Below are 25,586 nucleotides of genomic sequence, written 5' to 3'. Positions count from 1 at the left end.
AGGTGAGGCCGGCCTTCGGCGCGGACTGACCTGAATCTCGACACACCTTGGAACATGACGGGCGGGATGACGACCAACATCGAGGATCAAGACATGAGACATTCAGCGGCCGAAGTCCTGCACGAGTACGGACCTTTTCCCGGTGTGGAAAGGGTGCATGGAGTGAGCTTTGACGGCAACAATGTCTGGTTTGCCTCGGGTGAGAAGCTGAACGCCTTCGATCCGGCAAACGGGCAGGCGCTGCGCTCGATCGATGTCGCGGCACATGCCGGCACCGCCTATGACGGCCGGCATTTCTTCCAGCTTGCCAACGACCTGATACAGAAGATCGACCCTGATACCGGCCAGGTGCTGGCGACCATTCCGGCGCCCGGCGGCGGCGGCGATTCCGGGCTGACCTGGGCCGAAGGGACGCTTTGGGTAGGGCAATACCGCGAGCGCAAGATCCACCAGATCGACCCTGAGACCGGGGCAATCCTGCGCACCATCGAATCCAACCGTTTCGTCACCGGTGTGACCTGGGTCGATGGCGAGCTGTGGCACGCCACCTGGGAAGGCGACCAGAGTGATTTGCGCCGCGTCGACCCGCAATCAGGCAAGGTTTTGGAGAAGCTCGACATGCCGGCCGGCATGGGCGTCTCGGGGCTGGAATCCGATGGCGGCGACCGGCTCTTCTGCGGCAGCACCTCTGCCGGGGTGGTGCGGGCGGTGCGCCGGCCGCGGTGAGGCCGTATCCTTCGACGCAAAGATCGGGACGCAGATCGCATGTGGCAAATTTGTCCCCTGCCGACTGGCCGCCGCCCCCCATCGAACCTAGATAGGGCGGGCACCGGGCGAACCGCCTGGACCATCTTTGCAAAGGATCCCCCACCATGCCTGAACAGCCCACCATGCCTGAAAAAATTGCGTTGAACGACGGCTCCGCCATTCCCCAACTCGGCCTTGGAGTGTGGCAGGTCGATCAGGACATCACGGCGCAAGTGGTGGGTTGGGGGATCGAGGCCGGCTATCGTCTAATCGACACCGCCGAGGGCTACCGGAACGAGGAGGGGGTCGGAGAGGCGATCCGCAGCGCCGGCGTGCCGAGGGGCGAACTGTTCATCACCTCCAAGCTGCGCAACGGCGCGCACCAGCGCGATGCGGCGCTGCGCGCCTTCGACGAGACGATGGACCAGCTCGGTATCGAGCAGATCGACCTGTTCCTGATCCACTGGCCGGTGCCCAGCCAGGACAAATATGTCGAGGCCTGGAAGACGCTGGTAGAGCTCAGGCAGTCCAGCCGCATCAAGTCGATTGGCGTTTCGAATTTCAACCAGGACCATCTGGAGCGGATCATCGGCGAGACCGGCGTGACGCCCGTCGTAAACCAGATCGAACTGCATCCCCAGTTCCAGCAGCGCAGTATCAGGGACTTCCATGCCAGGCATGACATCCGCATCGAAAGCTGGAGCCCGCTGGGCAGCGGTCGGCTGCTGAACGATCCGACCATTGCCGGCATTGCCAGGAAGCATGGCAAGTCCGCGGCGCAGACGATCATTCGCTGGCATCTCCAGGAGGGGCTGATCGTTATTCCAAAGTCGATCCGCAGGGATCGCATCGCCGCTAATTTCGATGTCTTCGATTTCGAGTTGGATGCACAGGATTTGCAGACGATCCGGGGCATGGATTCAGCCACCGGCCGCACCGGTCCGAACCCCGCCACGGCCGCGTTTTTGTTCTGAGGTGACCTCTAGGAGCCGACGGTGATGCAGCCAATCTCCCCCCAAGTGGGGGAGATGTCCGGCAGGACAGAGGGGGGCGCTGGCCCGCCAACATATCAGGGCATGTCAGCCAAGCCTGCCGCGATGACAATATGTTGGCAGACATTGTCGATGTCGCGGATGACATCGTCATTCCAGAAGCGAAGGACGGTCCAGCCATCCTGTTCCAAGCGCTTCGTCCTCAGGGCGTCGGCCATCGCAGGATCGGCGTCGCCGTGCTGAACCCCGTCGACCTCCACGACGAGCTTTTTGCCCGGGCAAGCAAAGTCGGCGATATAGCTTGCGATTGGAAATTGCCTGCGGAACCCAAGAGGCATAGCTGTTTGTGGCGAACGCTGGCGCTCTACGGCGCCCCCCTCTGTCCTGCCGGACATCTCCCCCACAAGGGGGGAGATTGGCCGTTTGGCCGCTTTCGCCAATCTTCAGCCGTCAAAGCGTCAAATCCCCGAGCCATCCAACTGCTGGGCGTCTTCGCCTTCCCACGGCGCCGGCATGGATGCACGGCTGAGGTTGGCTGTCGGCAGCGGCATCCAGCATTTCAGTTCAGGTTCGGCGTATTCGATGACGCGCCCGGGCGATGAGTCCGATGCGCGCCAGCCTTCCGAGGCGAACTGGTCGGCGCGCGACCAATAGGCGAGATCGACTTCAGCCGGCCCCTGTTCGGATGGGCGCACCGTGACCAGGATCCGGCTCCCATCCCTCGGCGCCGTCGACATGTGGCGCCACCGTTCGGGTTCGTCCATCACAATTCCTCCTCGCACCTGCAGCGTTGGGTGGAGTGTCGCCTCGCGGTCCGAAGGGGTCAACCCAAAGTTTGCGCCATAAAGCGGTCCGGCATGATGTCAGGACAGGATTGGACCAGGCGAAATTGGCGACCGACATATACTGTGAAAGAAACTTGAAGACGTCGGTCGCCAGGGGCGGGGTTGGGACGCACCACGTTGGGGACGCGATGCGAGGTCAGGCTAGGCGGATGCCTGATATCTGCAATCGGAACACCCGCCTATGGTGAACGACTGGTTACTATCCACAGGGTCTGCCCGACGGATCGCGTCTGGGCGGCTGTGCGCAACGCGGAACTGGCGGCCATGCGCGCTCGACGGGCTGTGACCCAGTTGATAAGCCCGTCTGCGAAAGGAGCCTTGAGTCGAAATGACCGTTGCGATCGAGATGGGACACACGACAGCGGGCGCCCCGGCGAACCTGGATCTCGAGGAATTGCTGGCCACCCGGCTTTTGGTGCAGGGCAATTCGGGCTCCGGCAAATCGCATCTCTTGCGGCGGCTCCTGGAGCAGAGCGCGCCCTGGGTGCAGCAGACCATCATCGACCCCGAAGGCGACTTCGTCTCGCTGGGCGACCGTTACGGCCATCTGGTCATCGATGCCGAGCAGCACACCGAGCGTGGCCTGCAGGCGGCTGGCGAGCGGGCGCGCATCCATCGCGTTTCCACCGTGCTCAATCTCGAAGGGCTCGATGCCGAGAACCAGATGCGGCGCGCCGCCGCCTTCCTCGGCGGGCTGTTCGAGGTCGCCCGCGACCACTGGTACCCGATGCTGGTCGTCGTGGACGAGGCGCAGCTGTTCGCACCGGCGGTAGCCGGCGAGGTGTCGGACGAAGCGCGCAAACTTTCGCTTGGCGCGATGACCAATTTGATGTGCCGCGGCCGCAAGCGCGGGCTTGCCGGCATCATCGCCACCCAGCGGCTGGCCAAGCTCGCCAAGAACGTCGCCGCCGAGGCGTCCAATTTCCTCATGGGCCGCACCTTCCTCGATATCGACATGGCGCGCGCCGCCGATCTCCTGGGCATGGAGCGGCGCCAGGCGGAGGCGTTTCGCGACCTGGAGCGCGGGCAGTTCATGGCGCTGGGGCCAGCGCTGTCGCGCCGTCCGCTGGGGCTTCGCATCGGCCCGACCGACACCAGCCCTCGCAACGGAACGCCGCGGCTGATGGCGATGCCGGAGGCGGCGCTGGAGGATGCTCGCGCGATCATCCTGGCCGCCCCGCCCCCAGAGGCCGTGCGCGCGCCGCGCCGGACGGCGTCGCCGGACCTGCTCGATCAGCTGATGGCGGCCAAATCGGCAGCGCTGGAAATCCGCCCCGAGCCGGTGGAGCCGCAAATCAGCGCCGAAGACCTGGCGGAGCGCCGTGAGCGCGTGGATCGTGTGCTGCGCGCCATCCTGGCGCAGCCCGACGCGGGTTTTCGCGTCATCGGGGTGCTCTATCAGGAATTCGTCGTGCGCTGCCGCATCGAAGGCCTCGCCTCGGTCGTGCCCGACCTGCCGGAGTTCCGACGCATGCTGACGCGCGCCCGAGCCGGCCTCGGCTCCGACATGGCGGCAGGCGACGACGCCTGGCAGGACGTTTCCGTCCGCGCGTCGCTGCTGCCCGACGACATGCAGGGCGTATTCATGATGATCGCGCGTGCGGCGAAGGAAGGCTGGCCGTGCCCGAGCGACGCGGCGATCGCCCGCGCCTACGGTTCCCACTCGCTGCGCCGCGCCCGACGCCTCTTGGCCTATATCGAGGAGCAAGGCCTCATCGTCTGCCAGCTCGACGGCGTCGGCCGGCGGACCGTGACGCTGGTCGAACTCGCCTGGGCGACCGCCCCAGGCGACCCCAATGCCGAGGAGGTGGAACAGGGGAGCCTGGCGCTGTGAGGGGACGGCCCATCAATACAAGAAGATGGAGCTGTGTTTCCGTGAACCGATGCGCCTTGATCGGCTTCCGCATGATCGATGGCCTGAAAATCATTCGCGGCAATACCCGGCGACCATCACCTTCGTTCTGTAACTGTCTCGGCAAAACATTTTGCTAGATCTTGCGGCACTCCGAGCTTCTTTGCCCAGGATACCAATTCAGGTTTTTCCGATGGAGCCGCATATCCGCCCCATACTTCACGAAACTGCCTTTCTCCATTGACTGTCTGGAAGAACATCATGCCGTCTTCGGCCACGGGTGTAGAAATATAAGCGGCGCTCCATTTCCCGCTTTCCAGAATCGTTTGGAATTTCACCTGCGCGGGTTTGACCTTGTTGGTCATCGCCGATGCAACGAGAGCGCCAAACTCTTGTTCGCGCGCCTTCGTCACATCGACCTTTACGCCGTGGCAGTCGCTATTCGCTGCGAAAGCGGACGTAAGCGTCATTCCAAGCCCCGCGAGGCCGATCACAACGATCTTGGCACGTCGATAGTTGTCGAATTCGGACATAATCAGCCTCCTTGTTGGCCGCGAGGCCTATCAATTGGAATCGTCATCGTCCGACGGGCTGTCATCGGCTGGCGTGTCGACCTCGCAGCCGATGCCGTGGCATCCCTGGTAATTGCCCTGCGTATCGAAGTTCGGATTGCCTTGCTTATCGTACTGCGGCCTGTCGTCGATGCTTTGATCGCCATCATCAGGGTCGTCGACCTTGCATCCCAGCCCATGGCAGCCGATGTAGCGGCCACGCGTATCGAAGTTCGGATTGCCGTTCCTGTCGTATTGCGGCCGGTCATCGATCTTCCGATTTTTTTGCTGAGGCCGATCGACCAGGCAGCCGTTTCCGCGACAACCATCATAGTCATCGGTGGTGCATCCGGCGACCGCCACCAAGGCAGTGGCGATGATCGCGTAGACTGTGAATTTCATCATTCATTCCTCGACTGGCTGGCGGCTGCGGGTTTCCGTCAAATGTGTGGCTCGACGACCGAGAGCAGCCTGGGATGGAGATGGTCCACAGTCTCAAAAGAAGAGCGGGCAGGATCGAGCTCACGGGAGTCCGCATCAGCGGATGTCGATTTACCTTTCCATGCTTAGCGCCCGTCCGCCCAAGCATGCAGCAATCCGCGGACGCGGATGCTGTTGCCAAAAAAAGCTGCATCCGAAGTCGGCCTGTGGCAAGAAAAAAGCGCCATAGCGCGGGTTGAATTTTGCAAATGCTTAATAATATGGAAAATAGTCTGGAATTCGTGATGATGTCTTAGCAGATACTGAAATGACGTTATCAGAAAATCATGGTAACATATGAATATAACTTATTTCTGTAATCCATATCGCTTCGCAAATATATCGCCTTGTTGTTTCAAATCCATACCAAAATGAAAATGGCGTATCACTGAATGACTTCTTTTTGGATAGGGCATGGCCTGATGTGTTGTAAAGCCTGTTTTCGTTACTGGCCAGGCCGTTGCATGCATCCGAAAGAAAAGCTGCCGGCACGACAGGTTGTTTTCCGAACTGCCGCATGCCGCAAAACAGCCGATCGGACTGTTCTGCACTTGGCCGGCAACAACGCGCGAGGGCCGGTCGCCGCTCTTCCATGGACGCGCCAGGCTTTCCGGTTTCTGGCGAAATTCCCTTGCCTTCCTCGACCGGGTTGAGATGCCAACAAGGAAAGGATTGCCATGCGGACCTGGTGCAGGCTAGCCGGCTCCTTCATTCTGTTCCTGATGTTGTTGTGGCCGCAAGTTGCAGCCGAGGCGCAACAGCCTTCCGAGCCCTTGAACGTCGGCCTCTTTGTCAACCCTCCCTTCGTCATGAAAGATAAGGGGCAGTTCACCGGCATGGCGATCAATCTTTGGGAGGGCCTCGCGGCTAAACTCGGCCGCCAGTATCGCTACGTCCAGTTCGACACCATTCGCGATCTGGTTGTGGCGACCGCTTCCGGCAAAGTCGACGTAGCGGTCACAAATTTGACGATCAATCAATCCCGCGCCGAACTGCTCGACTTCACCCAGCCCTGGTTCGACGGCGGCATGCGGATCATGATCAGCACGGATCAGGGAAAGGGCTTCGGCAACCTGATCGCGGGTCTTAGCGATGCCGGCTTCCTGAAAGCCTATGCCTGGATCGCCTTGATCATCCTGGCTGTCACGGTCCTGCTCACCTTCTTCGATCGCCAGTTCGACGAGGCTTTTCCCAAGCGGTGGCGCGACGGCTTTGCCGAGAGCTTCTATACGGTGATGTCTGTCGCGACATCCGGCAAGTCGCCTTCGCGAAAGAACCTGTTCGGCTGGGTCGGCCGTATCTGGCAGGGGCTATGGCTGGCCTGTGGTATCGCTGTCCTTGCCTATGTCACCTCGTCGGTGACGAGCGTGATGACCACCCTTTCTCTCACAAACAAGATCAATGGCCTCGCCGATCTGACCGACAGGCCGGTCGGTGTGCTGACGGGCACCGTCGAGGAGGATTTTGCTCGGCAACAGGGGCTGCAAACCCTCACCTACGCTGGGCTCGATCGCGCCGTCGAGGGTCTTGTGAATGGCGACGTCGCTGCAATCATCGCCGATGCCCCCGTTCTCGAATACCACGCCTATACCCACCCCGGTCTACCGGTGAAGGTGGTAGGGCCACTGTTCGAACCTGACAAGTACGGCTTCGCGCTTCCGCGACAGAGCCTCCTGACCCGCCCCCTGACGATAGAAGTGCTTGGCGCTCATGATGCGGGCGAGATCGATGATCTGCGGACCAAGTATTTTGGGTCTGCTCAATGATGTTTGGGTGTCAATCGGCGGTGAGATTTGGCTCCCGCCCCATCGCTCAACCGAAACCGACTATTTCGGCTTGCGGCCAAGGCCCATGGAGATTTCACGCCGAGGCGACGGGCGCCGCGACTCAGCCCGTGAACGCTTTGAATGTGTCCTTGGAGGTCAGCATCGTCTCGCCCTTGAACGAGATCGAGAAATCACCAAGATGGTACTGGCCTTGGTCATTCTTCACCAGGATATCGCCATCAATCTTGTTGAAGCCACTCTCGATACCTTTGATGATCCTGTCGACGTAGCGTAGGTCGATCTTGGCGGAGAGAATATCGTTCTTGGCAATCTGTTGTGCGAGACGTTGGCGCTTCGGGTCGTCGCCGATACTTTGCAGACGCGCCTCAACGACCTCGGGACTGATGCGCGCCAACGCCGCGTTCAGAGCCGGCAATGCCTTCTGCAGGCTGAACAATGAATCGGAAGTCATCCTGCTTGCGTCGGCGTAGCTAAGGCTTTGGTTGCTGATCGCCTTGTACGCCTGCGCCTGCGGGCTGCGGTCGGCGGCGGCCCCCATCTCGTCCTCGACAGCCCAAATATAGTCATGCTCGTCCATTGCCATCACCGTTTCCCGCGTCTCGCCGGCAGGGATGAAATAGCGGGCAACGGTGGAGTCTTCGTGCCGGCGGTCCGCCTCGACCATCGAGATAATGAAGCGCGTATACTCGGCATAGAGTTCGCCATAATTGGCCTTGCCGGCCAGCATATAGGGGTCGTCCGCCATAGTCGTAGAAGCCGCTCCGATGGACGAAGTCGCCGGCACATCGGTCTTGGAGGTCTGGCCGAAGCCGCTGAACGGATCGTATTCGATGCCGTCCTCGTTGCCGGTCGCGCCCGGACGAATGACCGGGTCCTCGGTCCGCAGCGCTGTGCCCGCTTTGACCAAGGTCGGCTGGCCGGCGCCGGCAAAACCGCTTCTGGCCGACATCAGCTTCTGTATGGTGAAGGTGAGGTCCGAGGTGATCTGCATCGAGCGATCCTTGAATTTCACATGCCTTGGGTGCAATACACAGAATGAAGCACGGCAGTTAAGCAATGGTTGAAGTGGAGTGCCGGGAAAAAATAGTTATCCCGCCACCAAAATCGCTTGTCCAATATAATTCATCAGTAACTTGTAGTTGCTTAAGTCATGAAGGCGACGAATCTTTGAAGCCGATTCCTTGGCCACGCCATGCTCAGTCATTGGCTGTCGATAATCCAAGTGATCTGAGCATAGAGCGAAGCCTCGGGCCGGGACGCTCGCGCGGCGATGCTGAGGTCGTTTATCGGCTCCCGGTGAGCGCGGCGCTCGAGCCGTGCGAATCGCTTACTGGATGGCGATGATGCCGTCGATGGCTCGCCATTCCGAAGGCCGGATCAGCCGGTGGTGGGCCACCCGAACCGAATGCAGCGGACCCTCGAGTTCGCGCTCCCAGTAGGATAAAAACCCGTGGAGTTCGGGAAAGTCGGGGGCAAGGTCGTAGTCCTGCCAGACATAGAGCTGAAGCAAGCTCGGATGGTCGGGCAGGCGATAGTGAATCTCTGCCGTGGTCAGGCCATAGCCTTCCATCTGGAGGCGGAATTCCTTGCTGACGCTTGCGACCATTCGTTTCTCCTTTCTGTCGGATATCAGGCGCCCAGCCTGTCGAAGAGATGAGGGAACTCGCCGGGCTCATGAGGTGGCGCCGAGGCGTCGCCGTCGAGCTTGAACAGCGCGTCCATGATCTGGTCGAACGACACTGGTTGGCTGGCGCCCGGCGGTTGGCGCAGTGCCGGCATGGAATAGACGGCGCAGGCATCCGACGCCCAGGAAGACAGGATGGCACGCTTTTCCCACAGGTCGAGCGTGTCGTCGCTCAGCACCTCTTCGGGATGGTTGAAGTGGCTGGCCGGCTGGAGCAGGCGGTCAAACGCGTGGTCGGATGTTTCGGCGGCCGGGGTGGAAGTGATCGGTGAATAAGTCTGTCGTTCCATCGATATGCTCCGTCTGCGAACAACTCCTTAGGAGGGTAAGCGGTTCCGGCGCCCGCGATGGCGCCGGCGGGGAGATAATTTGTTGGGTGGTGGCGGAAGATTCAAGCGGCGGCCCGTCCTCGCGGAATAAGGGCGTCCTCGCGGAATAAGCCTGCGTTAACAGGCTTTTGGCACTCGCAGTGCCCGAGTGCCAAATTTTTTTGGCCGGGCTCTTGAAACCGCAAACCGGCAAACTAGCTCGATATGCGCGCGCGATGCTGCAAAGGGTCGCAGCGTCCCCGTGCCGGTCCGATATGGTCGGTCCGGCGCGGAGGAGCCGTAGAAATTTGTTTGTCCAAAAGGAGAACGAAATGGCGTTCCGTCCATTGCATGACCGTATTCTGGTCCGCCGCGTCGAAGCCGAGGAAAAGACGGCGGGCGGCATCATCATTCCTGACACCGCCAAGGAAAAGCCGCAGGAAGGCGAGGTGCTCGCCACGGGTCCCGGCGCGCGCGACGACAGCGGCAAGCTGACCGAACTCGACGTCAAGGTCGGCGACCGCATCCTGTTCGGCAAATGGTCGGGCACCGAGATCCGGCTCGACGGCCAGGATTTGCTCATCATGAAGGAAAGCGACGTGATGGGCGTGATCGAGCAGGCCGAGCAAGTGAAGAAGGCTGCATGACGGCTTCTTCCAGATCCAACCGGTCAACGAATGCTGCCTAGATGAAGGAGTGATCCAATGGCTGCCAAAGAGGTGAAATTCCATACCGAAGCGCGCGAGAAGATGCTGCGCGGCGTCGACATCCTCGCCAACGCGGTGAAGGTGACACTCGGCCCCAAGGGGCGCAACGTCGTCATCGACAAGTCATTCGGCGCGCCGCGCATCACCAAGGACGGCGTCACTGTCGCCAAGGAGATCGAGCTTGAGGACAAGTTCGAGAACATGGGCGCGCAGATGGTGCGTGAGGTGGCCTCCAAGACCAGCGACATTGCCGGCGACGGCACCACGACGGCGACCGTTCTGGCGCAGGCCATCGTCCAGGAAGGCGCGAAGGCCGTTGCCGCCGGCATGAACCCGATGGATTTGAAGCGCGGCATCGACAAGGCGGTCGACGCGATCGTCGCCGAGCTGAAGGCCAATGCCCGCAACGTGACCAGGAACGACGAAATCGCGCAGGTCGGCACCATCTCGGCCAATGGCGATGCCGAGATCGGCCGCTTCCTCGCCCAGGCGATGGAAAAGGTCGGCAATGAAGGGGTGATCACGGTCGAGGAAGCCAAGACCGCCGAGACTGAACTCGAAGTTGTCGAAGGCATGCAGTTCGACCGCGGCTATCTCTCGCCCTATTTCATCACCAACCAGGACAAGATGCGCGTGGAGCTCGAGGAGCCCTATGTGCTGATCCACGAGAAGAAGCTCTCCAACCTGCAGGCGATGCTGCCCGTGCTCGAAGCCGCGGTGCAGTCTTCCAAGCCGCTGCTGATCATCGCCGAGGACGTCGAGGGCGAGGCGCTGGCGACGCTGGTCGTCAACAAGCTGCGCGGCGGCCTGAAGGTCGCGGCCGTCAAGGCGCCAGGCTTCGGCGACCGCCGCAAGGCCATGCTGGAAGACATCGCCATTCTCACCGGCGGCACCGCGATCAGCGAGGATCTCGGCATCAAGCTGGAGAATGTCACGCTGCAGATGCTTGGTCGCGCCAAGAAGGTGGTGATCGAGAAGGAGAACACCACCATTGTCGATGGTGTCGGGCGCAAGGAAGAGATCCAGGGCCGCATTGCCCAGATCAAGGCTCAGATCGAGGAGACCACTTCCGACTACGACCGCGAGAAGCTGCAGGAGCGGCTGGCCAAGCTCGCCGGCGGCGTCGCGGTGATCCGGGTCGGCGGCTCGACCGAGGTCGAGGTCAAGGAGCGCAAGGATCGCGTCGACGACGCACTGCACGCGACCCGCGCTGCGGTGGAGGAGGGCGTGCTGCCCGGCGGCGGCGTCGCGTTGCTGAGGGCCGCCAAGGCGCTAGATGCTGTGCAGACCGACAATGCGGACCAGCGAACCGGGGTCGAGATCGTTCGCCGCGCCATAGAAACGCCGGTCCGCCAGATCGCCGAGAATGCAGGCGCGGAGGGGTCGATCATCGTCGGCAAGCTGCGCGAGAGGAACGAGTTCGGCTGGGGTTGGAACGCCCAGACCAACGAATTCGGCGATCTCTACAGCCAGGGCGTGATCGACCCGGCGAAAGTGGTACGCGCAGCTCTTCAGGACGCGGCATCAGTCGCCGGCCTGCTCGTGACGACCGAAGCGATGGTAGCCGAGAAGCCGAAGAAGGAAGCCGCCACCCCGGCCATGCCGGCCGGCGCCGGTATGGACTTCTGAGGTCGCGGCCAATCCGCCCGCTCCCCACGGGGAGCGGGCATCAGTCGGAAAAAAGTGGAGGTATACATGGATGCAATGGCTGGCCTCGGAGCCGTACCGGCGCCGACGCATCAGGCAAAGGAATTCCTGGCCTACGAGACTGAATGCAGGAGCGCACTGCAGCCGCTGCTGGCGGGGCTGCTCGACATGGCCGAAGCCGCCGGCTGGAACCGGCGTACCGCGGCGTCGACGCTGATGTTCCTTGCCGCGCAGCAGGTGTCGGCCGCTGCCAAGGCGTCCGCCGGCGGCTGAACTGGCGAGCGCTGTTTAGCGATCTTCGTCCTGTTGCATGCGACGGAAAACATTTGCTGTTGTGGAGGTGGAGATGTGATTGCGGGCCGGTTGCGTGAATGCCTGAAAATACTGAGATGGGAGGCGGGCGACCTGGCGGCCGAACTTGGCCGTCCGCAAAGCGAGGTCGCATCCTGGCTTGATGGCCGCAATCCGTCTCCGCCTGCCGTCGTCGCTTGGCTGGAGGCGCTGGTGAAGGCGCACAGGGCGCTGCCGGCGCCGGGCCGATGCGTTCCGTCGCTCGGCGCGGCCAGTGTCGGGCCGGCCAAGCTCGAACTGACCGGATCGAGCTTGCCAGGACCGAACTGGGCGGCGATCCGGGCGCGATCGGCGGCACCGAAACGGCTATTCAATCCTCGATACAAGACGTCCAGCCCCACCCACCCTAGCCCCGGCGGGCAGCGCTCTTCGGTCTTCGGTCCGCCGCAGGTCCTGCACAATCGAGAGGAGGCACGAGCCATGAATCATGGGCAGTTCAAGGAACCGGTCACCCTTCTGGTCGGAGTGGGTTTTCCGAGGAAGATCGACAGCGTGATGGAAGCCTATGCCCTGCTGCAGGATTGGCCGGCCGCCAGCCGCAATGGCGCCCATGCCGTCGCGCTCAACGCTTGCAGGGCCGGCATCGCCGGTGAGATCGATGCGGAGACGGTGCGGGCCACCCTGGTCACCTTCGCGCGCCGCAACGACATACTTGTGCCGGATATGGCGTCGCCGCCGGCAGCGGTAGCGAATGGTGCGCTGCACGAGGTGAGCTGACGACGACGCATGGCCGCTCGGGCGTTGCCAATGGTTCGAAGAAACCGCCCAACCATGGGCTCCGGGTTCCTTGGCGCTTTGCAGCCGGAGCCATCTTTCCCGACAGCCGTTCTCTTTGACCACAAAAACGTCAAAAAAGTATCGGTCAGATGGACAGACCGTGGTGGCGGCGGCAGGGATTGCCGCCTAAGCTTTGATCACTGCAGAGAGCGGCATACGCGGCCTGCGGAGAGGGCGCTGTAACTGGTCGCATGACTGGACCGGTGCCGGGAGGAACGGGCATGAATCCGGACTTGGAAGTCGTCCAGATCAGACGCGGTGAGTCGTTCAAGGCGTGGGCTCACGGCTATCCCTTCCGCACCGTGCGTTGGCACTTCCATCCTGAATACGAGATCCACCTGGTTGTCGCCACCACCGGCCGCTACTTCGTCGGCGACTTTATCGGCGAGTTCGAGCCGGGCAATCTAGTGCTCACCGGCCCCAATCTGCCGCACAACTGGGTTAGCGACGTACCGCCGGGCGAAACTGTGCCGCTGCGCGGACGTGTCGTCCAGTTCTCGGAAGCATTCATCGCCGAATCGACGGCGGCCCTTCCCGAACTTGCCGCCTGCGCCGGTATCCTGGAAATCAGCCGTCGCGGCGCGCTGTTCTCGCCGGCGACGGCCGAGCTTGCCGCGCCGCTGCTTGCCGAACTGGTCGAGGCGCAGGGCGTGCGCCGCCTCTCGCTGTTCATGGGCGTGCTCGATATCCTGAGCCGTGCCAGCGATGTGCGCACCCTGACCAGCGCCGGTTATCTTCCCGATCCGTCAGGTTTCATGTCGGCAGGCATCAACAAGGCGCTGGCCTACATCAATGGTCATTTGACCGAGCCGTTCAGCGAAGGCGACCTTGCCGAAATCGCCGGGCGTAGCCCCAGCGCATTTTCGCGCAGCTTCCGTCGCCACACCGGCATGGCGCTGGTGGAATATGTCAACCGGCTGCGCATCAACCTCGCCTGCCAGCTGTTGATGAGCGAGGGCCAGATGTCGATCACCGAGATCTGCTACGCCGCTGGCTACAACAATATCTCGAACTTCAACCGCCGGTTCCTGGCGCAGAAGGGCATGTCGCCTTCGCGTTTCCGGATATTGCTGGCGGAAAACATCAATGCGGAGATTGCCGCCTAACAGGGAGGAACCGGGAGGAGCCGAGACTTAGGGAAGGAATGACGCGGGATGCGCTCGAGGCGTCCCGTGCTGGAGATCGCTTGTCCTGAAATCCAGCAACTGTGGCTGATCGTCTTCGATCATGCCCAGGAGGATGCGTTAACGGCTGGCTGGGGATCGAGCAGATCCGCCAGAGGGGCGCGGGTCGCACTCCTCGCAACAGTCGGACTTGAAGTCAAGCTTGGCGCCATGTGGCGATCAGGTTTCGTGAAACCATTTTTGAAACGGAGACATTCGAATGACCAGATTTGCTTGGAAATCGACCGGTGCGGCAGCGCTCGCACTCTCTCTCCTCGGTGGCACGGCTGCCTTTGCCGAGCCGGTCACCGACGCCACCGTGGCCTTCCTGATGCCCGACCAGGCCTCGACCCGCTACGAGCAGCATGATTATCCCGGCTTCGCCGCCGAGATGAAGAAGCTGTGCCCTGGCTGCAAGGTGCTCTACCAGAACGCCGATGCCGACGCCTCGCGCCAGCAGCAGCAGTTCAACTCGGTGATCTCGCAAGGCGCCAAGGCGATCGTGCTCGACCCGGTCGACTCAACCGCCGCCGCCTCGCTGGTCAAGCTGGCGCAGAGCCAGGGCATCAAGGTCATCGCCTATGACCGGCCGATCCCGACAGCACCGGCCGACTTCTATGTCTCGTTCAACAATGAAGGCATCGGCAAGGCCATCGCCGACTCGCTGGTCGAGCACCTGAAGGCGCTCAAGGTCGATCCGGCGACCGGCGGCGTGCTGCAGATCAACGGCTCGCCGACCGACGCGGCGGCCGGCCTGATCAAGAAGGGCATCCACGAAGGTCTCGACAACAGCGGCTACCAAATCCTGGCCGAATACGATACGCCGGAATGGGCTCCGCCGAAGGCGCAGCAATGGGCCGGCGGCCAGATCACCCGCTTCGGTCCGAAGATCCTCGGCGTCGTCGCGGCCAATGACGGCACCGGTGGCGGCGCCATCGCGGCCTTCAAGGCCGCCGGCGTCGATCCGGTGCCGCCGGTGACCGGCAATGACGCGACGATCGCGGCACTGCAGCTGATCATCGCCGGCGACCAGTACAACACCATCTCCAAGCCAAGCGAGATCGTGGCGGCGGCTGCCGCCAACGTCGCCATCAAGCTGCTTTCGGGCGAGAAGCCGAAGGCCGAGATGACGCTGTACGATACGCCCTCGCAGCTGTTCACGCCGGCGGTGGTGACGCAGGAAAACCTGAAGGCCGAGATCATCGACAAGAAGATCAACACCGCGGCCGAACTCTGCGTCGATCGTTACGCGGAAGGCTGCAAGAAGCTGGGCATCGGGGACTGACCGCGACCCTTGCCCGCTCCGCTGTCTGGCCGCCCGCGCGGTGGCCAGACAGCGCTCAATCCTTGAAGCGGTTTTTGAAAGGTCTCTGGCATGATTGACACCCCGGACGGACCGGTTCCGACAGGCGAGCTGGTGCTCAGCCTGCGCGGCATTTCGAAGCATTTCGGCGCCGTCTCGGCGCTCACCGACATCGATCTCGATGTCCATGCTGGCGAGGTGGTGGCCCTGGTCGGCGACAATGGCGCCGGCAAGTCGACCTTGGTCAAGATTCTTGCCGGCGTGCATCAGCCGAGCTCGGGCACGATCAGCTATCGCGGCAAGCAGGTGACGCTGGCCGACCCGAGTGCGGCGCTGACGCTCGGCATCGCCACCGTGTTCCAGGATCTGGCGCTGTGCGAGAACCTCGACATCGTCGCCAACATCTTCCTCGGCCGCGAACTCAGCCCGCTGCGGCTGGACGAGGTGGCGATGGAAGTCCGCGCCTGGACGCTGCTCAACGAGCTGTCGGCGCGCATCCCCAGTGTCCGCGAAGTCGTTGCCTCACTGTCGGGCGGCCAGCGCCAGACGGTGGCGATCGCCCGCTCGCTGCTGCTCGAACCCAAGCTTATCCTGCTTGACGAGCCGACGGCGGCGCTCGGTGTGGCGCAGACGGCGGAAGTGCTCAATCTGATCGAGCGGGTGCGCGACCGCGGCCTCGGCGTCGTCATCATCAGCCACAATATGGAAGACGTGCGCGCTGTCGCCGACCGCATCGTCGTGCTGCGGCTCGGACGCAACAACGGCATCTTCTCGCCCGATGCCTCGAACCAGGAACTGGTCAGCGCCATCACCGGCGCGTCGAACAATTCGGTGTCGCGACGCGCCGAGCGCAGACAGTCCCAGCAAACTCCCCGGCAGGATCAGACCCAGGAGCCACGCCCATGAACCGTGACGTGCAACAAGCTGCCCCAGTCGCACCGCAGCTCGACCGCGCCGACGTGCGCGTCAAGCACGAGGCCGGCTTAAGCGGCGCCATCCGCAGGTTCTTCGACCGGGTCCGCTCCGGCGATCTCGGCTCGTTGCCGGTCATCGTCGGGCTGGTCATCATCTGGACGGTGTTCGCCAGCATCAACCCTATCTTCCTGTCGAGCAGCAATTTGGTCAACCTGCTGTTCGATTGCTCGACAGTCGGCGTCATCTCGCTCGGCATCGTCTGCGTTTTGATGGTTGGCGAGATCGACCTGTCGGTCGGTTCGATCAGCGGCTTTGCCTCGGCGATGGTCGGCACGCTGTGGGTCAACCAGGGCTGGCCGGTGGCGCTCGCCATTCTCGCCGCTATCGCCGTCGGCGGCTTCATCGGCGCGCTCTATGCGCTGCTGTTCAACCGGCTCGGCATGCCGAGCTTCGTCTCGACATTGGCCGGCCTGCTAGCGGTGCTTGGACTGCAGCTCTACATCCTCGGCTCGACCGGTTCGATCAACCTGCCTTACGGCTCGAACCTGGTGAATTTCGGCCAGCTGCTGGTGATGCCTAAATTCTTGTCGTTCGGGCTGGCGGCCGTTCCCGGCATCGTCATGCTGATCACCGGCCTGCGCACCGTTGCGCGCCGCCGCGCCGCCAATCTGTCCGCGCGTTCGACGAGCGGTCTCATCACGCGCGCGGTCGTCATCACGGTCATTCTCGAACTCATCGTCTTCTATCTCAACCAGGCGCGCGGCATTCCGTGGATGTTCGGTCTGTTCGTCGGCCTTGTCATATCAATGCATTACGCGCTGACGCGGACGAAATGGGGCCGTTCGATGTCGGCGGTCGGCGGCAACCGCGAGGCGGCACGGCGCGCCGGCATCAATGTGCGGCTGATCTATTCGAGCGCCTTCGTGCTGTGCTCGATGCTTGCGGCTTTCGGCGGCGTGCTGTCGGCGGCCCGCCTTGCCTCGGCCAGCCAGCAGGCAGGCACCGGCGACGTCAACCTCAACGCCATCGCGGCGGCCGTCATCGGCGGCACCAGCCTGTTCGGCGGCCGCGGCAGCGCCTATTCGGCACTGCTCGGCATCATCGTCATCCAGTCGATCGCCAGCGGCCTGACGCTGCTCGATCTGTCCTCGTCGCTTCGGTACATGATCACCGGCGCCGTGCTTGCCATTGCAGTCATCGTCGACTCGCTGGCACGCCGCTCGCGTGTCTCGCATGGCCGGGCCTGAACCCATCAACAGGAAGCAAGACATGAGCGAAGAACTGTCCGGAAAAGTTGCCGCCGTCACCGGCGCGGCATCAGGCATCGGTCTCGAATGCGCCAGGCATATGCTGGCGGCCGGCGCCACCGTGGTGCTGGTCGACCGCGCCGAGGCGACGCTGAACAAACTGTGCGCCGAGCTTGGCCCCAAGGCGATCCCGCTGGTGATCGACCTGGTGCAGCCCGCAAGCGTCGTCACCATGATGCCGCGGATCATGGAGAAGGCCGGCCAGCTCGACATCTTCCATGCCAATGCCGGCGCCTATGTCGGCGGCGAGGTGGCGACCGGCGATCCCGACGTCTGGGATCGCATGCTCAACCTCAACATCAATGCCTGCTTCCGTTCGATACAGGCGGTGCTGCCGCACATGATCGAACGAAAGACCGGCGACATCATCGTCACCAGTTCGATCGCCGGGCTGGTCCCTGTGGTCTGGGAGCCGATCTACACGGCCTCCAAACACGCCGTGCAGGCCTTCGTCCATACCGTGCGTCGGCAGGTCGCCAAGCACGGGCTGCGCGTCGGTGCGGTGGCGCCGGGCCCAGTGGTGACGGCACTGGTCGACGACTGGCCGAAGGCCAAGCTAGAGGAAGAGCTCGCCGCAGGCGGCCTGATGCAGCCGCGCGAAGTGGCCGAGGCCGTCATGTTCATGCTGACCCGGCCAAGAAACGTGACGATCCGGGATCTGGTGATTTTGCCGCAGAGCAATGATCTCTAAGTGAGTAGCGAATAGGGGTGGCGTCCGCTTGAGAATCGACGACTTACCTATTCGCTATTCGCTATTCGCTATTCGCTAAACCAAAGGTTTCTCCCCCATGCCCCACTATCTCGGCATCGATGTCGGCACCGGCAGCGCGCGGGCCGGGGTGTTCGACCGATCCGGAAACCTGCTTGCCTCGGCCAAGCAGGATATCGAGGTCTGGCGCGAGGCCGGCGACATTGTCGAGCAGTCGAGCAATGACATCTGGCGGGCGGTGTGCATCGTCGTCCGCGCGGCCGTCGCGCAATCGGGCGTAGCGCCCGAGGCGATCGACGGCATCGGCTTCGATGCCACCTGTTCGCTGGTGGTGCTGGGCGAGGGCGGCGTGCCGTTGCCGGTTGGCCCGTCCGGCAATGCCGAACGCAACATCATCGTCTGGATGGATCATCGCGCGGTCGAGCAGACGCGCCGCATCAACCGCAGCGGCGAGGCGGTGCTGAACTATGTCGGCGGAGTCATCTCGCCGGAGATGGAAACGCCGAAACTCCTGTGGCTGGCCGAAAACCTGCCCGCCACCTTCAATGCCGCATGGCAGTTCCTGGACCTGGCCGACTTCCTCACCTGGCGGGCGACCGGCAGCCTTGCGCGCTCAGTCTGCACGGTGACCTGCAAATGGACGTATCTGGCGCATGAGAGCCGCTGGGACGACGCCTATTTCCGCAAGATCGGCCTCGGCGCGCTTGCCGATGAGGGGTTCGCCCGCATCGGCACCGAGATCGTACCGGCAGGTGCCGCACTCGGCGGTGGACTGACCGCGCAGGCAGCAGCAGACCTTGGGCTCATCGGCGGTACCGCGGTGGCGGCAGGCCTGATCGACGCGCATGCCGGCGGCGTCGGCACGGTCGGCGCGCGCGGCGCGTTCGGCAGCGTTCTGTCGCGCATGGCCTATGTCTTCGGCACCTCGGCCTGCACCATGTCGTCGACCGCCGAACCGGCCTTCGTCGACGGCGTCTGGGGTCCGTATTTCTCGGCCATGGTGCCGGGCCTGTGGCTGAACGAGGGCGGCCAATCGGCGGCGGGTGCGGCCATCGACCATCTGGTGCGCATGCACCCGGCAAGCGGCGAAGCTGCGGCGAGGGCGCAGGCCGACGGCCTCAGCCTCAGCGCCTGGCTGTCTCTGCAGGCGCAAAGCCGCAACGGCGCCGCGGCGACGCCGGCCCTGGTCGGCGGCATCCACGTCGTGCCGGAATTCCTCGGCAACCGCGCGCCCTTCGCCAATCCGGACGCGCGTGCGCTGCTTGCCGGGCTCGATCTCGACACCAGTCTCGACAGCCTGGTCGGGCTCTATGTCGCCGGCGTTTGCGGGCTCGGCTACGGCGCGCGCCAGATCGTGCGGGCCGAGCATGAGAAAGGCATCCCGGTGGACACCATCGTCGTCAGCGGCGGCGCTGGCCAAAGCCCGCTGGTGCGCCAGCTGCTGGCCGACACGACTGGCATGGTGGTGGTCGCGTCGACCTCGCCGGAGCCGGTGCTGCTCGGCTCGGCGATGCTGGGCGCTGTCGCAGCGGGAACCTACAAGGATGTCGCGGCGGCCATGGCCGGCATGTCGGAACTCGGCGAGGTCTATCATCCCGACGCTACGCTGGCCGGCTGGCATGCCAAGCGCTTCGCCGCGTTCGAGCTGCTGCAGCAAGCCGGCAAGGCGATCAGGGGTTAAACGGGCAGCTTCTGTCCGGCTTTGTCAGGAGTGTGGCGAACACCGCTTGGCGATGATGCCGGAAGCTGGCAGCTTTGTTCTGTCGCGACGAGGGCAGGGCGACAGGATCAGGAGGCCTGATGGCAGACGAAGCGAAACCGCCCGTGCCATTCGCATCGGATGAGGTGTCATGGACGGATTGGTCCGTCGTGCCACGCTTCAGCGTGCGCTACCGGCATTTGTCGCTGGCCGCGCTGGGCGAAAACCACCATGTCGGCGTGGCGATCGAGGAGTTGCCGGCGGGCAAGCAGAGCTCGCCGAAGCATTACCACATTCTCGAGGAAGAGCATGTCTTCATCCTCGAAGGAACGCTTACCACTTATGTCGGCGACGCCGCCTATGCCATGAAGGCCGGCGATTATATCTGCTTTCCGGCGGGTGCGGCGGCGGGGCATTGCCTCATCAACACCAGCGACGCGCCGTGCCGCTATGTCATCGTCGGCGAGCGCAACCCGAACGAGGTCGTCGTCTACACCGCCTCCAACAAGGTTCTGGTGCGCGCGCTGGGCAGCCGCGCGATCTTTGATCTCGCGGCGACCCGAAGCTACTGGGATGGCGAGGACACCGGCCTTGCCGCCGGCGATCCGTTGCCGTCGGATGTGACGGCCGGTGTCACCAGACCCCCGGCCGCGCCGATCCCGCCGATCGCCAGCGATTCTCTTGAATGGAAACAGGAAGGCGAGGGGGTGCGGTTCGGTGGTCAGTCCAAACACCTCACCTATGCCGCCTTGGGGCGGTCCGACTATCATGTCGGCATGCTGATCGAGGCGCCGGCGCCCGGCATGCGCCAGGCGCCCCGGCCCATCCACATGGGGGAAGAGGAGCATGCGCTGATCCTGGAAGGGCAGGTGACGCTGCTGCTTGGCGAGGAGCGCCACGAGATGAAAGCCGGCGACTATGTCTGCTTTCCGGCCGGCCTGGCAGTCGGACATTCCTTCCTCAACAGCGGTAGCGGACCATGCCGCTATTTGATGATCGGCGAGAAAAATCCCAATGAGGTCTGCGTCTATCCTGATTCCAACAAGATGGCTGTCGACGCCCTGCGCCGGCGCGACGGCATTTTCGATATGGCAGCGGTGAGGCGTTACTGGGACGGCGAAGAGACGGAATGATGCCTCGCCGTTCCCTACTCACAAATCTTTCTCCGCCAGTTCCCTGAACTCATCGGGCACCGAACGCGCCGCTTCCAGCGCCACCGTGCCGTAGCCGACCGCCTGTTTGCCGAAGCGTTCTCGGATCTTGTCGATGGCGCGGTCGGCATCGAAGCGCGCCAGGCCTTTCCTCGAGCCCGGGCGGCGCTTGTCGTCGACGAGGCCGAGCGGCAGTTCGAGCTGCAGCTCGAAGCTTTCCTCGAGATGCGAGACCGAGATCGCCAGCAGAGAAATCAGCTTCTCGCGCGGGTGGTCGGCGAGCACGCCGCGCACCAGATCGCCGGCGATCTCGGCCAGCATGGTTGTCGCCGAGATCGGCTGGTCAAGCGTGATCGAGCGCGTGACGGCGCTCAGATCGGCAAAGCGCACGCGCACGGTCACCGTGCGCCCGGGCCTAGCCTTGGCGCGCAACCGGCTGGCGACACGGTCGGCCAGATGCAGCAGCGTGGGCACGATGACCCGCTCCACGGCAGGTTTTTGGCCAAGCGCCGATTGCGCGCCGGCGGAATGCGCGCGCCGCTTCGTCTCCAGTTTGCGCGGGTCGCGGTCCCACGACAGGGCAGCGAGCTTTTCGCCGGCGGCGGGACCGAGCAGCCGCGTCAGCGCGCCGCGATGTGTCCTGGCCAGTTCACCGATTGTCTCGACGCCGATTTCGGCCAGCCGCGCCCTGGTCGCCGGGCCGACGCCCCACATCAGCCCGACCGGCAGATCATGCAGGAAGGCGATCTCGGTGCCGGGCTCGACGATCACCAGCCCGTCGGGCTTGGCGACCTGCGAGGCGATCTTGGCCAGGTGCTTGGTGCGGGCGACGCCGATCGAGATCGGCAGGCCAAGTTCGGCGCGTACCCGGCGACGGACGATCGTTGCGATCTCTTGTGGGGAGCCGAACAGATGCGTGCAGCCGGCGACATCGGCAAAGGCCTCGTCGATGGAGATGCGCTCGACCAGCGGCGTGAAATCGTCGAGCACCTTGATCGCCGCGTCGCCCAGCCGCTGGTAGTGGCTGAAATTGCCGCCGACGAAGATCAGCTGCGGGCAGAGCTCGCGCGCCTTGCGCCCCGGCATGCCGCCGCGCACGCCGAAGGCGCGCGCCTCATAGGAGGCGGCGAGCACGACACCGCCACCGACCGCGATCGGCTTGCCGCGCAGCGACGGGTCGAGCAACTGCTCGACCGAGGCATAGAAGGCGTCGAGATCGGCATGCAGGATGGTGGCTGTGGTTTCCATCCCGAAGGCACATCCGCAGTTGCTGATAGACACGAACAAATAGAGAACAAAGGGGGATTGTTGTCAAGCAAGAGGTGGTTTCTTGGAGCTCATCCGCAGCAGTGCTACTTTTCTCAGGTCCGGAACTGCGACCGCCTAGACGATATGCTCAGCCCGCAACGCCGCCTTCATGGCCTCCAGAGCGGGCTCGCCGCCCGCCGCCAGCTCGTCGGCGACCCGCGCCAGATGATCGTCGGCCTTGCGGTGCTTGCTTCCCCAGGCGCCAAGCGTGGCCAGCACGGGCAGCAGGTCGATGCCGGCCTCGGTCAGCCGATAGACTGTCTTCAGGCCATGTGTCGGGTCCTCGCTGCGGGTGAGGATGCCTTCGTCCTGAAGGGTCTGCAGCCGCTCGGCCAGCGTGCGCGACGAGATGCCCTCGTCGGACTGCAGGAATTCACGAAAGTGCCTTTTCCCGGCGAAGACCAGGTCGCGGATGATGAGCAGAGTCCAGCGGTCGCCGAGCAATTCGAGCGACAGGTTGATCGGGCAGCCGGATCTTTCGCGCGTCGACATCTATGGTTCCATTTTTAAAGCAATTTACTATTGATGCCGTTTTCGTCCTGTGTCAATGGTTCCAAATGTAAACCATATAACGCTGGTCGCGACGGCTCACTGGGCGCCCGCTTTAAGCCGGCACAAACCGAAGGAGAGTAACGATGAAAAAGCTGATCCTTCAAATGCAGATGTCGGTCGATGGCTTTGTCGGCGCCAATGAGGATCATGCCTGGCAGCTCTGGGAATGGGGTGACGAGAGCGCCTGGGACGACGAGCTGAAGCAGGACTTCAACGCCGTGTTCGCCGGCATCGACACGATCCTGCTCAGCCGCAAGATGGCGCAGGAAGGCTATCTCGCCCATTGGGGCAATGCGGCGAAGAAATTTCCGCGCGATCCGTTCTACGCTTTCGCGCAACGCGTCGTCGATGCCCGCAAGGTGGTGCTGAGCGACAAGCTCAAGCATTCGGCTTGGGAGCCGGCCTGGGAGCGCACGAGGGTGGCCAGCGGCGACCTGCCGCGCGAAATCGGTGCGCTGAAGGTGGGCGAGGGCGGTGACATGGCCGTCTTCGGCGGCGCCGGCTTTGCGTCGGCGCTGATCGCGGCCAGGCTGGTCGACGAGTTCCAGCTGTTCATCAATCCAGCGGTGCTGGGGGCCGGACGCCGGATTTTCGACCAGGGCGGTTTCCAAAACCTGCGGCTGCTCGGCTCGAAGGACTATGCTTGCGGCATGGTGGTCAACCGTTACGCATCGGTGGGGTGAGGGAGAGAGAAGATCCGGGACCTGACGTATCCTTTTTGTCCGCCCGTTCGTCTCTGTCCTTGAAGGTCGCGCAGCCCGCGATCCGTAACCCGGGAGACCAGCATGGCGAGCATACAGAGCGAGGCGAACAGGAACCACTACGCGACGATCGCCGCCAATGCGGGCAAGCTGACCAGCCCGCAAGCGATCATCGACCACAACGACACGCATTGGACAGCACTGACCGGCGAACCCGGCGGCGTCGACTATATCGAGGTCGATGCCGGCGGCGTGCCGGCGATGTGGACGGTGCCGAAGGGCGCCGACGAGGGGCGTGTGCTGCTCTATGCGCATGGCGGCGGCTTCATCGGCGGCTCGATCTATACGCACCGCAAGCTGGTCGGGCATCTGGCCAAGGCCGTCGGCTGCCGGGCGCTGCTCTACGACTATCCGCTGGCGCACCGGGCCAAGTATCCGGCCCAGCTCGATGCGGCGATGAAGGTCTGGAACTGGCTCGCCGATCGGGGCTTCGATGCCGGCCACATCGTGCTTGCCGGCGATTCCTGCGGCGCGATCCTGACCTATGGCGTCCTGCAGCGGCTGCGTGCGCAAGGGCGGCCGCTGCCCGTCGCCGCGCTGATCATCTCCGGCTGGTTCGACATGGCGCTGACCGCCGCCAGCTACGAGACCAACCGCGACAAGGACCCGGCCTTCGCCAAGGCCGCCGTCGACTGGCTGGTGACCAACTTCATCGGTGACCGCGACCGGCTCGATCCGGAGGTCAGCGCTCTCTATGCCGACCTCACCGGTTTTCCGCCTGTGTTCCTGCAGGCCGGTGCGGACGAGACGCTGGTCGACGAAAGCCGCATGTTCGCCGAGCGTGCCAGGCTGGCCGGGGTCGAGACGCGGCTCGATGTCTTTGACGGCATGCTGCACTCCTTCCAGATGATGGCCGGCCGGGCGCCGGAAGCAGATGACGCGATCGGCCGCCTGGCCGCCTGGGTGCGGCCGAGACTGGGCTTGCCCGATGCCAGCAAGGCTGCTGGCGACAGGGCGGCCTGACCATGCGCCAGCTGATCGTGTCGAACTCTCACTTGTGGAAGCGTGGCGCTTGCGCAAAGGTGTGGTGATGCCGCGATGAACCAGCAGATCCGCAAATCCCGTCAGACGTCGCAAGGGATGCAACCGAGTCTCGACCCCGAAGGCCTGTACGACCTGCGCTACGCGGCGTTCCTGGCGACCGTCTCGCATCTGCGCGTCAGGTTGCACCGCTACTGCGCGCGCATGACCGGTTCGGCCCTCGATGGCGAGGACATCATGCAAGAGGCGCTGTTCGAGGCCTATCGCAAGATCGAACGGCTCGACGATGCGCAGGCGCTGCGGCCCTGGCTGTTCCGCATCGCCCACAACCGCTGCATTGACTTCATCAGAAGCCGCCGCGCGCGGCAGCGAGCCGAGGCTGGCTATGCCGGCGACGACATCGTGCTGCCTGTCGAGCCCGCCGGTCCCGGTGCCGGCCGTGCCATCGAGCGGCTGGTCATGCACCTGCCGCCGAAGGAGCGCGCCTGCGTGCTGCTCAAGGATGTCTTCGACCATTCGCTGGAGGAGATCGCCGATCTGGTCGGCTCGACGTCAGGTGGCGTCAAGTCGGCGCTCAATCGTGGCCGTGCCAAGCTCGCCGCCTTGCCGGCGCAACCGGTCGCAGCACCCGCACACGACCCCGAACTGGCGCGGCTGCTCGGCCGCTATGTCGAATTGTTCAACAAGCGAGACTGGGACGGGGTGCGGGCGCTGACCAGTGCCGATGCGCGGCTGCGGGTCTCGGATTGCTACAACGGCCTGCTGTCGGGCTCGCCCTACTTCATCGAATATGAGCGCAGCGAACTGCCTTGGCGCATGCGGCCTGGCGTGATCGAAGGGGAGATCGTGCTGGTCGTCGACAGGCTGCATGGCGAGGTCTGGCGGCCGGCGTATCTGGTGCAGATCCATGCCGCCGGCGGTCTGATCGACCGCATCGCCGACTATTATGCATGTCCGTGGATCCTGGATATGGTCTCCGAGGACGCGGAATGAAGCGCCCCTCCTCCAT

At 63.5% G+C, this 25,586-nt stretch carries 27 protein-coding genes; 18 read left to right on the top strand and 9 right to left on the bottom strand.

Annotated features, from left to right (window positions below):
• The first annotated feature begins 93 nt into the window (after positions 1 to 93).
• Positions 94 to 726 (top strand): Vgb family protein, encoded by a 633-nt coding sequence (locus tag NKJ89_RS10295; RefSeq protein ID WP_352602094.1) that lies wholly within the window; start codon positions 94 to 96, stop codon positions 724 to 726.
• 146 nt (positions 727 to 872) lie between these two features.
• Complete coding sequence (locus NKJ89_RS10290; protein WP_352602092.1) at positions 873 to 1,721, top strand: aldo/keto reductase; 849 nt, start codon at positions 873 to 875, stop codon at positions 1,719 to 1,721.
• A 95-nt stretch (positions 1,722 to 1,816) separates the two neighbouring features.
• Here the strand turns inward: NKJ89_RS10290 and NKJ89_RS10285 are convergent, their stop codons facing one another.
• On the bottom strand, positions 1,817 to 2,134 hold the full coding sequence (locus NKJ89_RS10285; RefSeq protein WP_352602090.1) for an endonuclease domain-containing protein: 318 nt from the start codon (positions 2,132 to 2,134) through the stop codon (positions 1,817 to 1,819).
• A 63-nt stretch (positions 2,135 to 2,197) separates the two neighbouring features.
• Complete coding sequence (locus NKJ89_RS10280) at positions 2,198 to 2,503, bottom strand: hypothetical protein (protein ID WP_023761099.1); 306 nt, start codon at positions 2,501 to 2,503, stop codon at positions 2,198 to 2,200.
• 409 nt (positions 2,504 to 2,912) lie between these two features.
• On the opposite strand from NKJ89_RS10280, the gene NKJ89_RS10275 reads away from it, so the two are divergent.
• Positions 2,913 to 4,418, top strand: coding sequence for a helicase HerA domain-containing protein (locus NKJ89_RS10275; protein ID WP_352602088.1), 1,506 nt, complete (start codon positions 2,913 to 2,915; stop codon positions 4,416 to 4,418).
• Between the two features lie 116 nt (positions 4,419 to 4,534).
• Here NKJ89_RS10275 and NKJ89_RS10270 read toward each other — a convergent pair whose 3' ends face one another.
• Complete coding sequence (locus NKJ89_RS10270; RefSeq protein ID WP_352602086.1) at positions 4,535 to 4,969, bottom strand: hypothetical protein; 435 nt, start codon at positions 4,967 to 4,969, stop codon at positions 4,535 to 4,537.
• A 30-nt stretch (positions 4,970 to 4,999) separates the two neighbouring features.
• Entirely contained in the window at positions 5,000 to 5,392 is a 393-nt protein-coding gene (locus tag NKJ89_RS10265; protein WP_502904120.1) for a hypothetical protein, read from the bottom strand.
• Positions 5,393 to 6,144: 752 nt separating this feature from the next.
• On the opposite strand from NKJ89_RS10265, the gene NKJ89_RS10260 reads away from it, so the two are divergent.
• Positions 6,145 to 7,233, top strand: coding sequence for a transporter substrate-binding domain-containing protein (locus NKJ89_RS10260; protein ID WP_352602084.1), 1,089 nt, complete (start codon positions 6,145 to 6,147; stop codon positions 7,231 to 7,233).
• Between the two features lie 121 nt (positions 7,234 to 7,354).
• Here NKJ89_RS10260 and NKJ89_RS10255 read toward each other — a convergent pair whose 3' ends face one another.
• The 3 genes from NKJ89_RS10255 to NKJ89_RS10245 all read right to left on the bottom strand — a co-directional run bounded on the left by NKJ89_RS10255 (position 7,355) and on the right by NKJ89_RS10245 (position 9,228).
• Positions 7,355 to 8,245 (bottom strand): hypothetical protein, encoded by an 891-nt coding sequence (locus NKJ89_RS10255; protein ID WP_352602081.1) that lies wholly within the window; start codon positions 8,243 to 8,245, stop codon positions 7,355 to 7,357.
• 336 nt (positions 8,246 to 8,581) lie between these two features.
• Positions 8,582 to 8,860, bottom strand: coding sequence for an usg protein (locus tag NKJ89_RS10250; protein WP_023761093.1), 279 nt, complete (start codon positions 8,858 to 8,860; stop codon positions 8,582 to 8,584).
• Between the two features lie 23 nt (positions 8,861 to 8,883).
• Positions 8,884 to 9,228, bottom strand: coding sequence for a hypothetical protein (locus tag NKJ89_RS10245; protein WP_352602079.1), 345 nt, complete (start codon positions 9,226 to 9,228; stop codon positions 8,884 to 8,886).
• Between the two features lie 350 nt (positions 9,229 to 9,578).
• Between NKJ89_RS10245 and NKJ89_RS10240 the strand changes: the two genes are divergently transcribed.
• From NKJ89_RS10240 to NKJ89_RS10190, 11 genes are all read left to right on the top strand, one after another.
• Positions 9,579 to 9,893, top strand: coding sequence for a co-chaperone GroES (locus tag NKJ89_RS10240; protein WP_023761091.1), 315 nt, complete (start codon positions 9,579 to 9,581; stop codon positions 9,891 to 9,893).
• Positions 9,894 to 9,950: 57 nt separating this feature from the next.
• A complete protein-coding gene (gene groL, locus NKJ89_RS10235; protein ID WP_352602077.1) occupies positions 9,951 to 11,582 on the top strand; it encodes a chaperonin GroEL in 1,632 nt (543 codons plus the stop codon).
• Positions 11,583 to 11,648: 66 nt separating this feature from the next.
• Positions 11,649 to 11,873 (top strand): hypothetical protein, encoded by a 225-nt coding sequence (locus tag NKJ89_RS10230; RefSeq protein ID WP_023761089.1) that lies wholly within the window; start codon positions 11,649 to 11,651, stop codon positions 11,871 to 11,873.
• Between the two features lie 75 nt (positions 11,874 to 11,948).
• Positions 11,949 to 12,668 (top strand): DUF982 domain-containing protein, encoded by a 720-nt coding sequence (locus tag NKJ89_RS10225; RefSeq protein WP_352602075.1) that lies wholly within the window; start codon positions 11,949 to 11,951, stop codon positions 12,666 to 12,668.
• A gap of 281 nt (positions 12,669 to 12,949) precedes the next feature.
• A complete protein-coding gene (locus tag NKJ89_RS10220) occupies positions 12,950 to 13,834 on the top strand; it encodes an AraC family transcriptional regulator (protein WP_352602073.1) in 885 nt (294 codons plus the stop codon).
• Between the two features lie 277 nt (positions 13,835 to 14,111).
• Entirely contained in the window at positions 14,112 to 15,176 is a 1,065-nt protein-coding gene (locus NKJ89_RS10215) for an ABC transporter substrate-binding protein (RefSeq protein WP_023761086.1), read from the top strand.
• A 90-nt stretch (positions 15,177 to 15,266) separates the two neighbouring features.
• Positions 15,267 to 16,100: an ATP-binding cassette domain-containing protein gene (locus NKJ89_RS10210; RefSeq protein WP_352602071.1), complete on the top strand. Its 834-nt coding sequence runs from the start codon at positions 15,267 to 15,269 to the stop codon at positions 16,098 to 16,100.
• Positions 16,097 to 17,356: a sugar ABC transporter permease gene (locus tag NKJ89_RS10205; protein ID WP_023761084.1), complete on the top strand. Its 1,260-nt coding sequence runs from the start codon at positions 16,097 to 16,099 to the stop codon at positions 17,354 to 17,356. The genes NKJ89_RS10210 and NKJ89_RS10205 overlap by 4 nt, the downstream gene beginning before the upstream one ends.
• 22 nt (positions 17,357 to 17,378) lie before the next feature.
• The gene (locus NKJ89_RS10200) at positions 17,379 to 18,107 is read left to right on the top strand and encodes an SDR family oxidoreductase (RefSeq protein ID WP_352602069.1); all 729 of its coding nucleotides are present in this window, start codon (positions 17,379 to 17,381) and stop codon (positions 18,105 to 18,107) included.
• A 97-nt stretch (positions 18,108 to 18,204) separates the two neighbouring features.
• Complete coding sequence (locus NKJ89_RS10195) at positions 18,205 to 19,806, top strand: FGGY-family carbohydrate kinase (protein WP_352602067.1); 1,602 nt, start codon at positions 18,205 to 18,207, stop codon at positions 19,804 to 19,806.
• A 119-nt stretch (positions 19,807 to 19,925) separates the two neighbouring features.
• On the top strand, positions 19,926 to 20,957 hold the full coding sequence (locus NKJ89_RS10190; RefSeq protein ID WP_352602065.1) for a cupin domain-containing protein: 1,032 nt from the start codon (positions 19,926 to 19,928) through the stop codon (positions 20,955 to 20,957).
• Positions 20,958 to 20,975: 18 nt separating this feature from the next.
• Here NKJ89_RS10190 and dinB read toward each other — a convergent pair whose 3' ends face one another.
• Together dinB and NKJ89_RS10180 are read right to left on the bottom strand one after the other, a co-directional pair.
• On the bottom strand, positions 20,976 to 22,223 hold the full coding sequence (dinB, locus tag NKJ89_RS10185; RefSeq protein WP_352602063.1) for a DNA polymerase IV: 1,248 nt from the start codon (positions 22,221 to 22,223) through the stop codon (positions 20,976 to 20,978).
• Between the two features lie 135 nt (positions 22,224 to 22,358).
• Positions 22,359 to 22,775: a winged helix-turn-helix transcriptional regulator gene (locus NKJ89_RS10180; RefSeq protein ID WP_352602061.1), complete on the bottom strand. Its 417-nt coding sequence runs from the start codon at positions 22,773 to 22,775 to the stop codon at positions 22,359 to 22,361.
• Positions 22,776 to 22,918: 143 nt separating this feature from the next.
• On the opposite strand from NKJ89_RS10180, the gene NKJ89_RS10175 reads away from it, so the two are divergent.
• The 3 genes from NKJ89_RS10175 to NKJ89_RS10165 all read left to right on the top strand — a co-directional run bounded on the left by NKJ89_RS10175 (position 22,919) and on the right by NKJ89_RS10165 (position 25,570).
• Positions 22,919 to 23,518: a dihydrofolate reductase family protein gene (locus NKJ89_RS10175; protein ID WP_352602059.1), complete on the top strand. Its 600-nt coding sequence runs from the start codon at positions 22,919 to 22,921 to the stop codon at positions 23,516 to 23,518.
• Positions 23,519 to 23,620: 102 nt separating this feature from the next.
• Complete coding sequence (locus NKJ89_RS10170; protein WP_352486093.1) at positions 23,621 to 24,559, top strand: alpha/beta hydrolase; 939 nt, start codon at positions 23,621 to 23,623, stop codon at positions 24,557 to 24,559.
• Between the two features lie 75 nt (positions 24,560 to 24,634).
• On the top strand, positions 24,635 to 25,570 hold the full coding sequence (locus tag NKJ89_RS10165; RefSeq protein ID WP_352602057.1) for a sigma-70 family RNA polymerase sigma factor: 936 nt from the start codon (positions 24,635 to 24,637) through the stop codon (positions 25,568 to 25,570).
• Positions 25,571 to 25,586 lie beyond the last annotated feature (16 nt).

The sequence above is a fragment of the Mesorhizobium sp. M0047 genome, assembly GCF_040323315.1.
In the GTDB taxonomy this organism is placed as follows: Bacteria; Pseudomonadota; Alphaproteobacteria; order Rhizobiales; family Rhizobiaceae; genus Mesorhizobium.
Note: the sequence above shows the minus strand (reverse complement) of the source record. Positions and strands in the feature narration are given on the sequence as shown.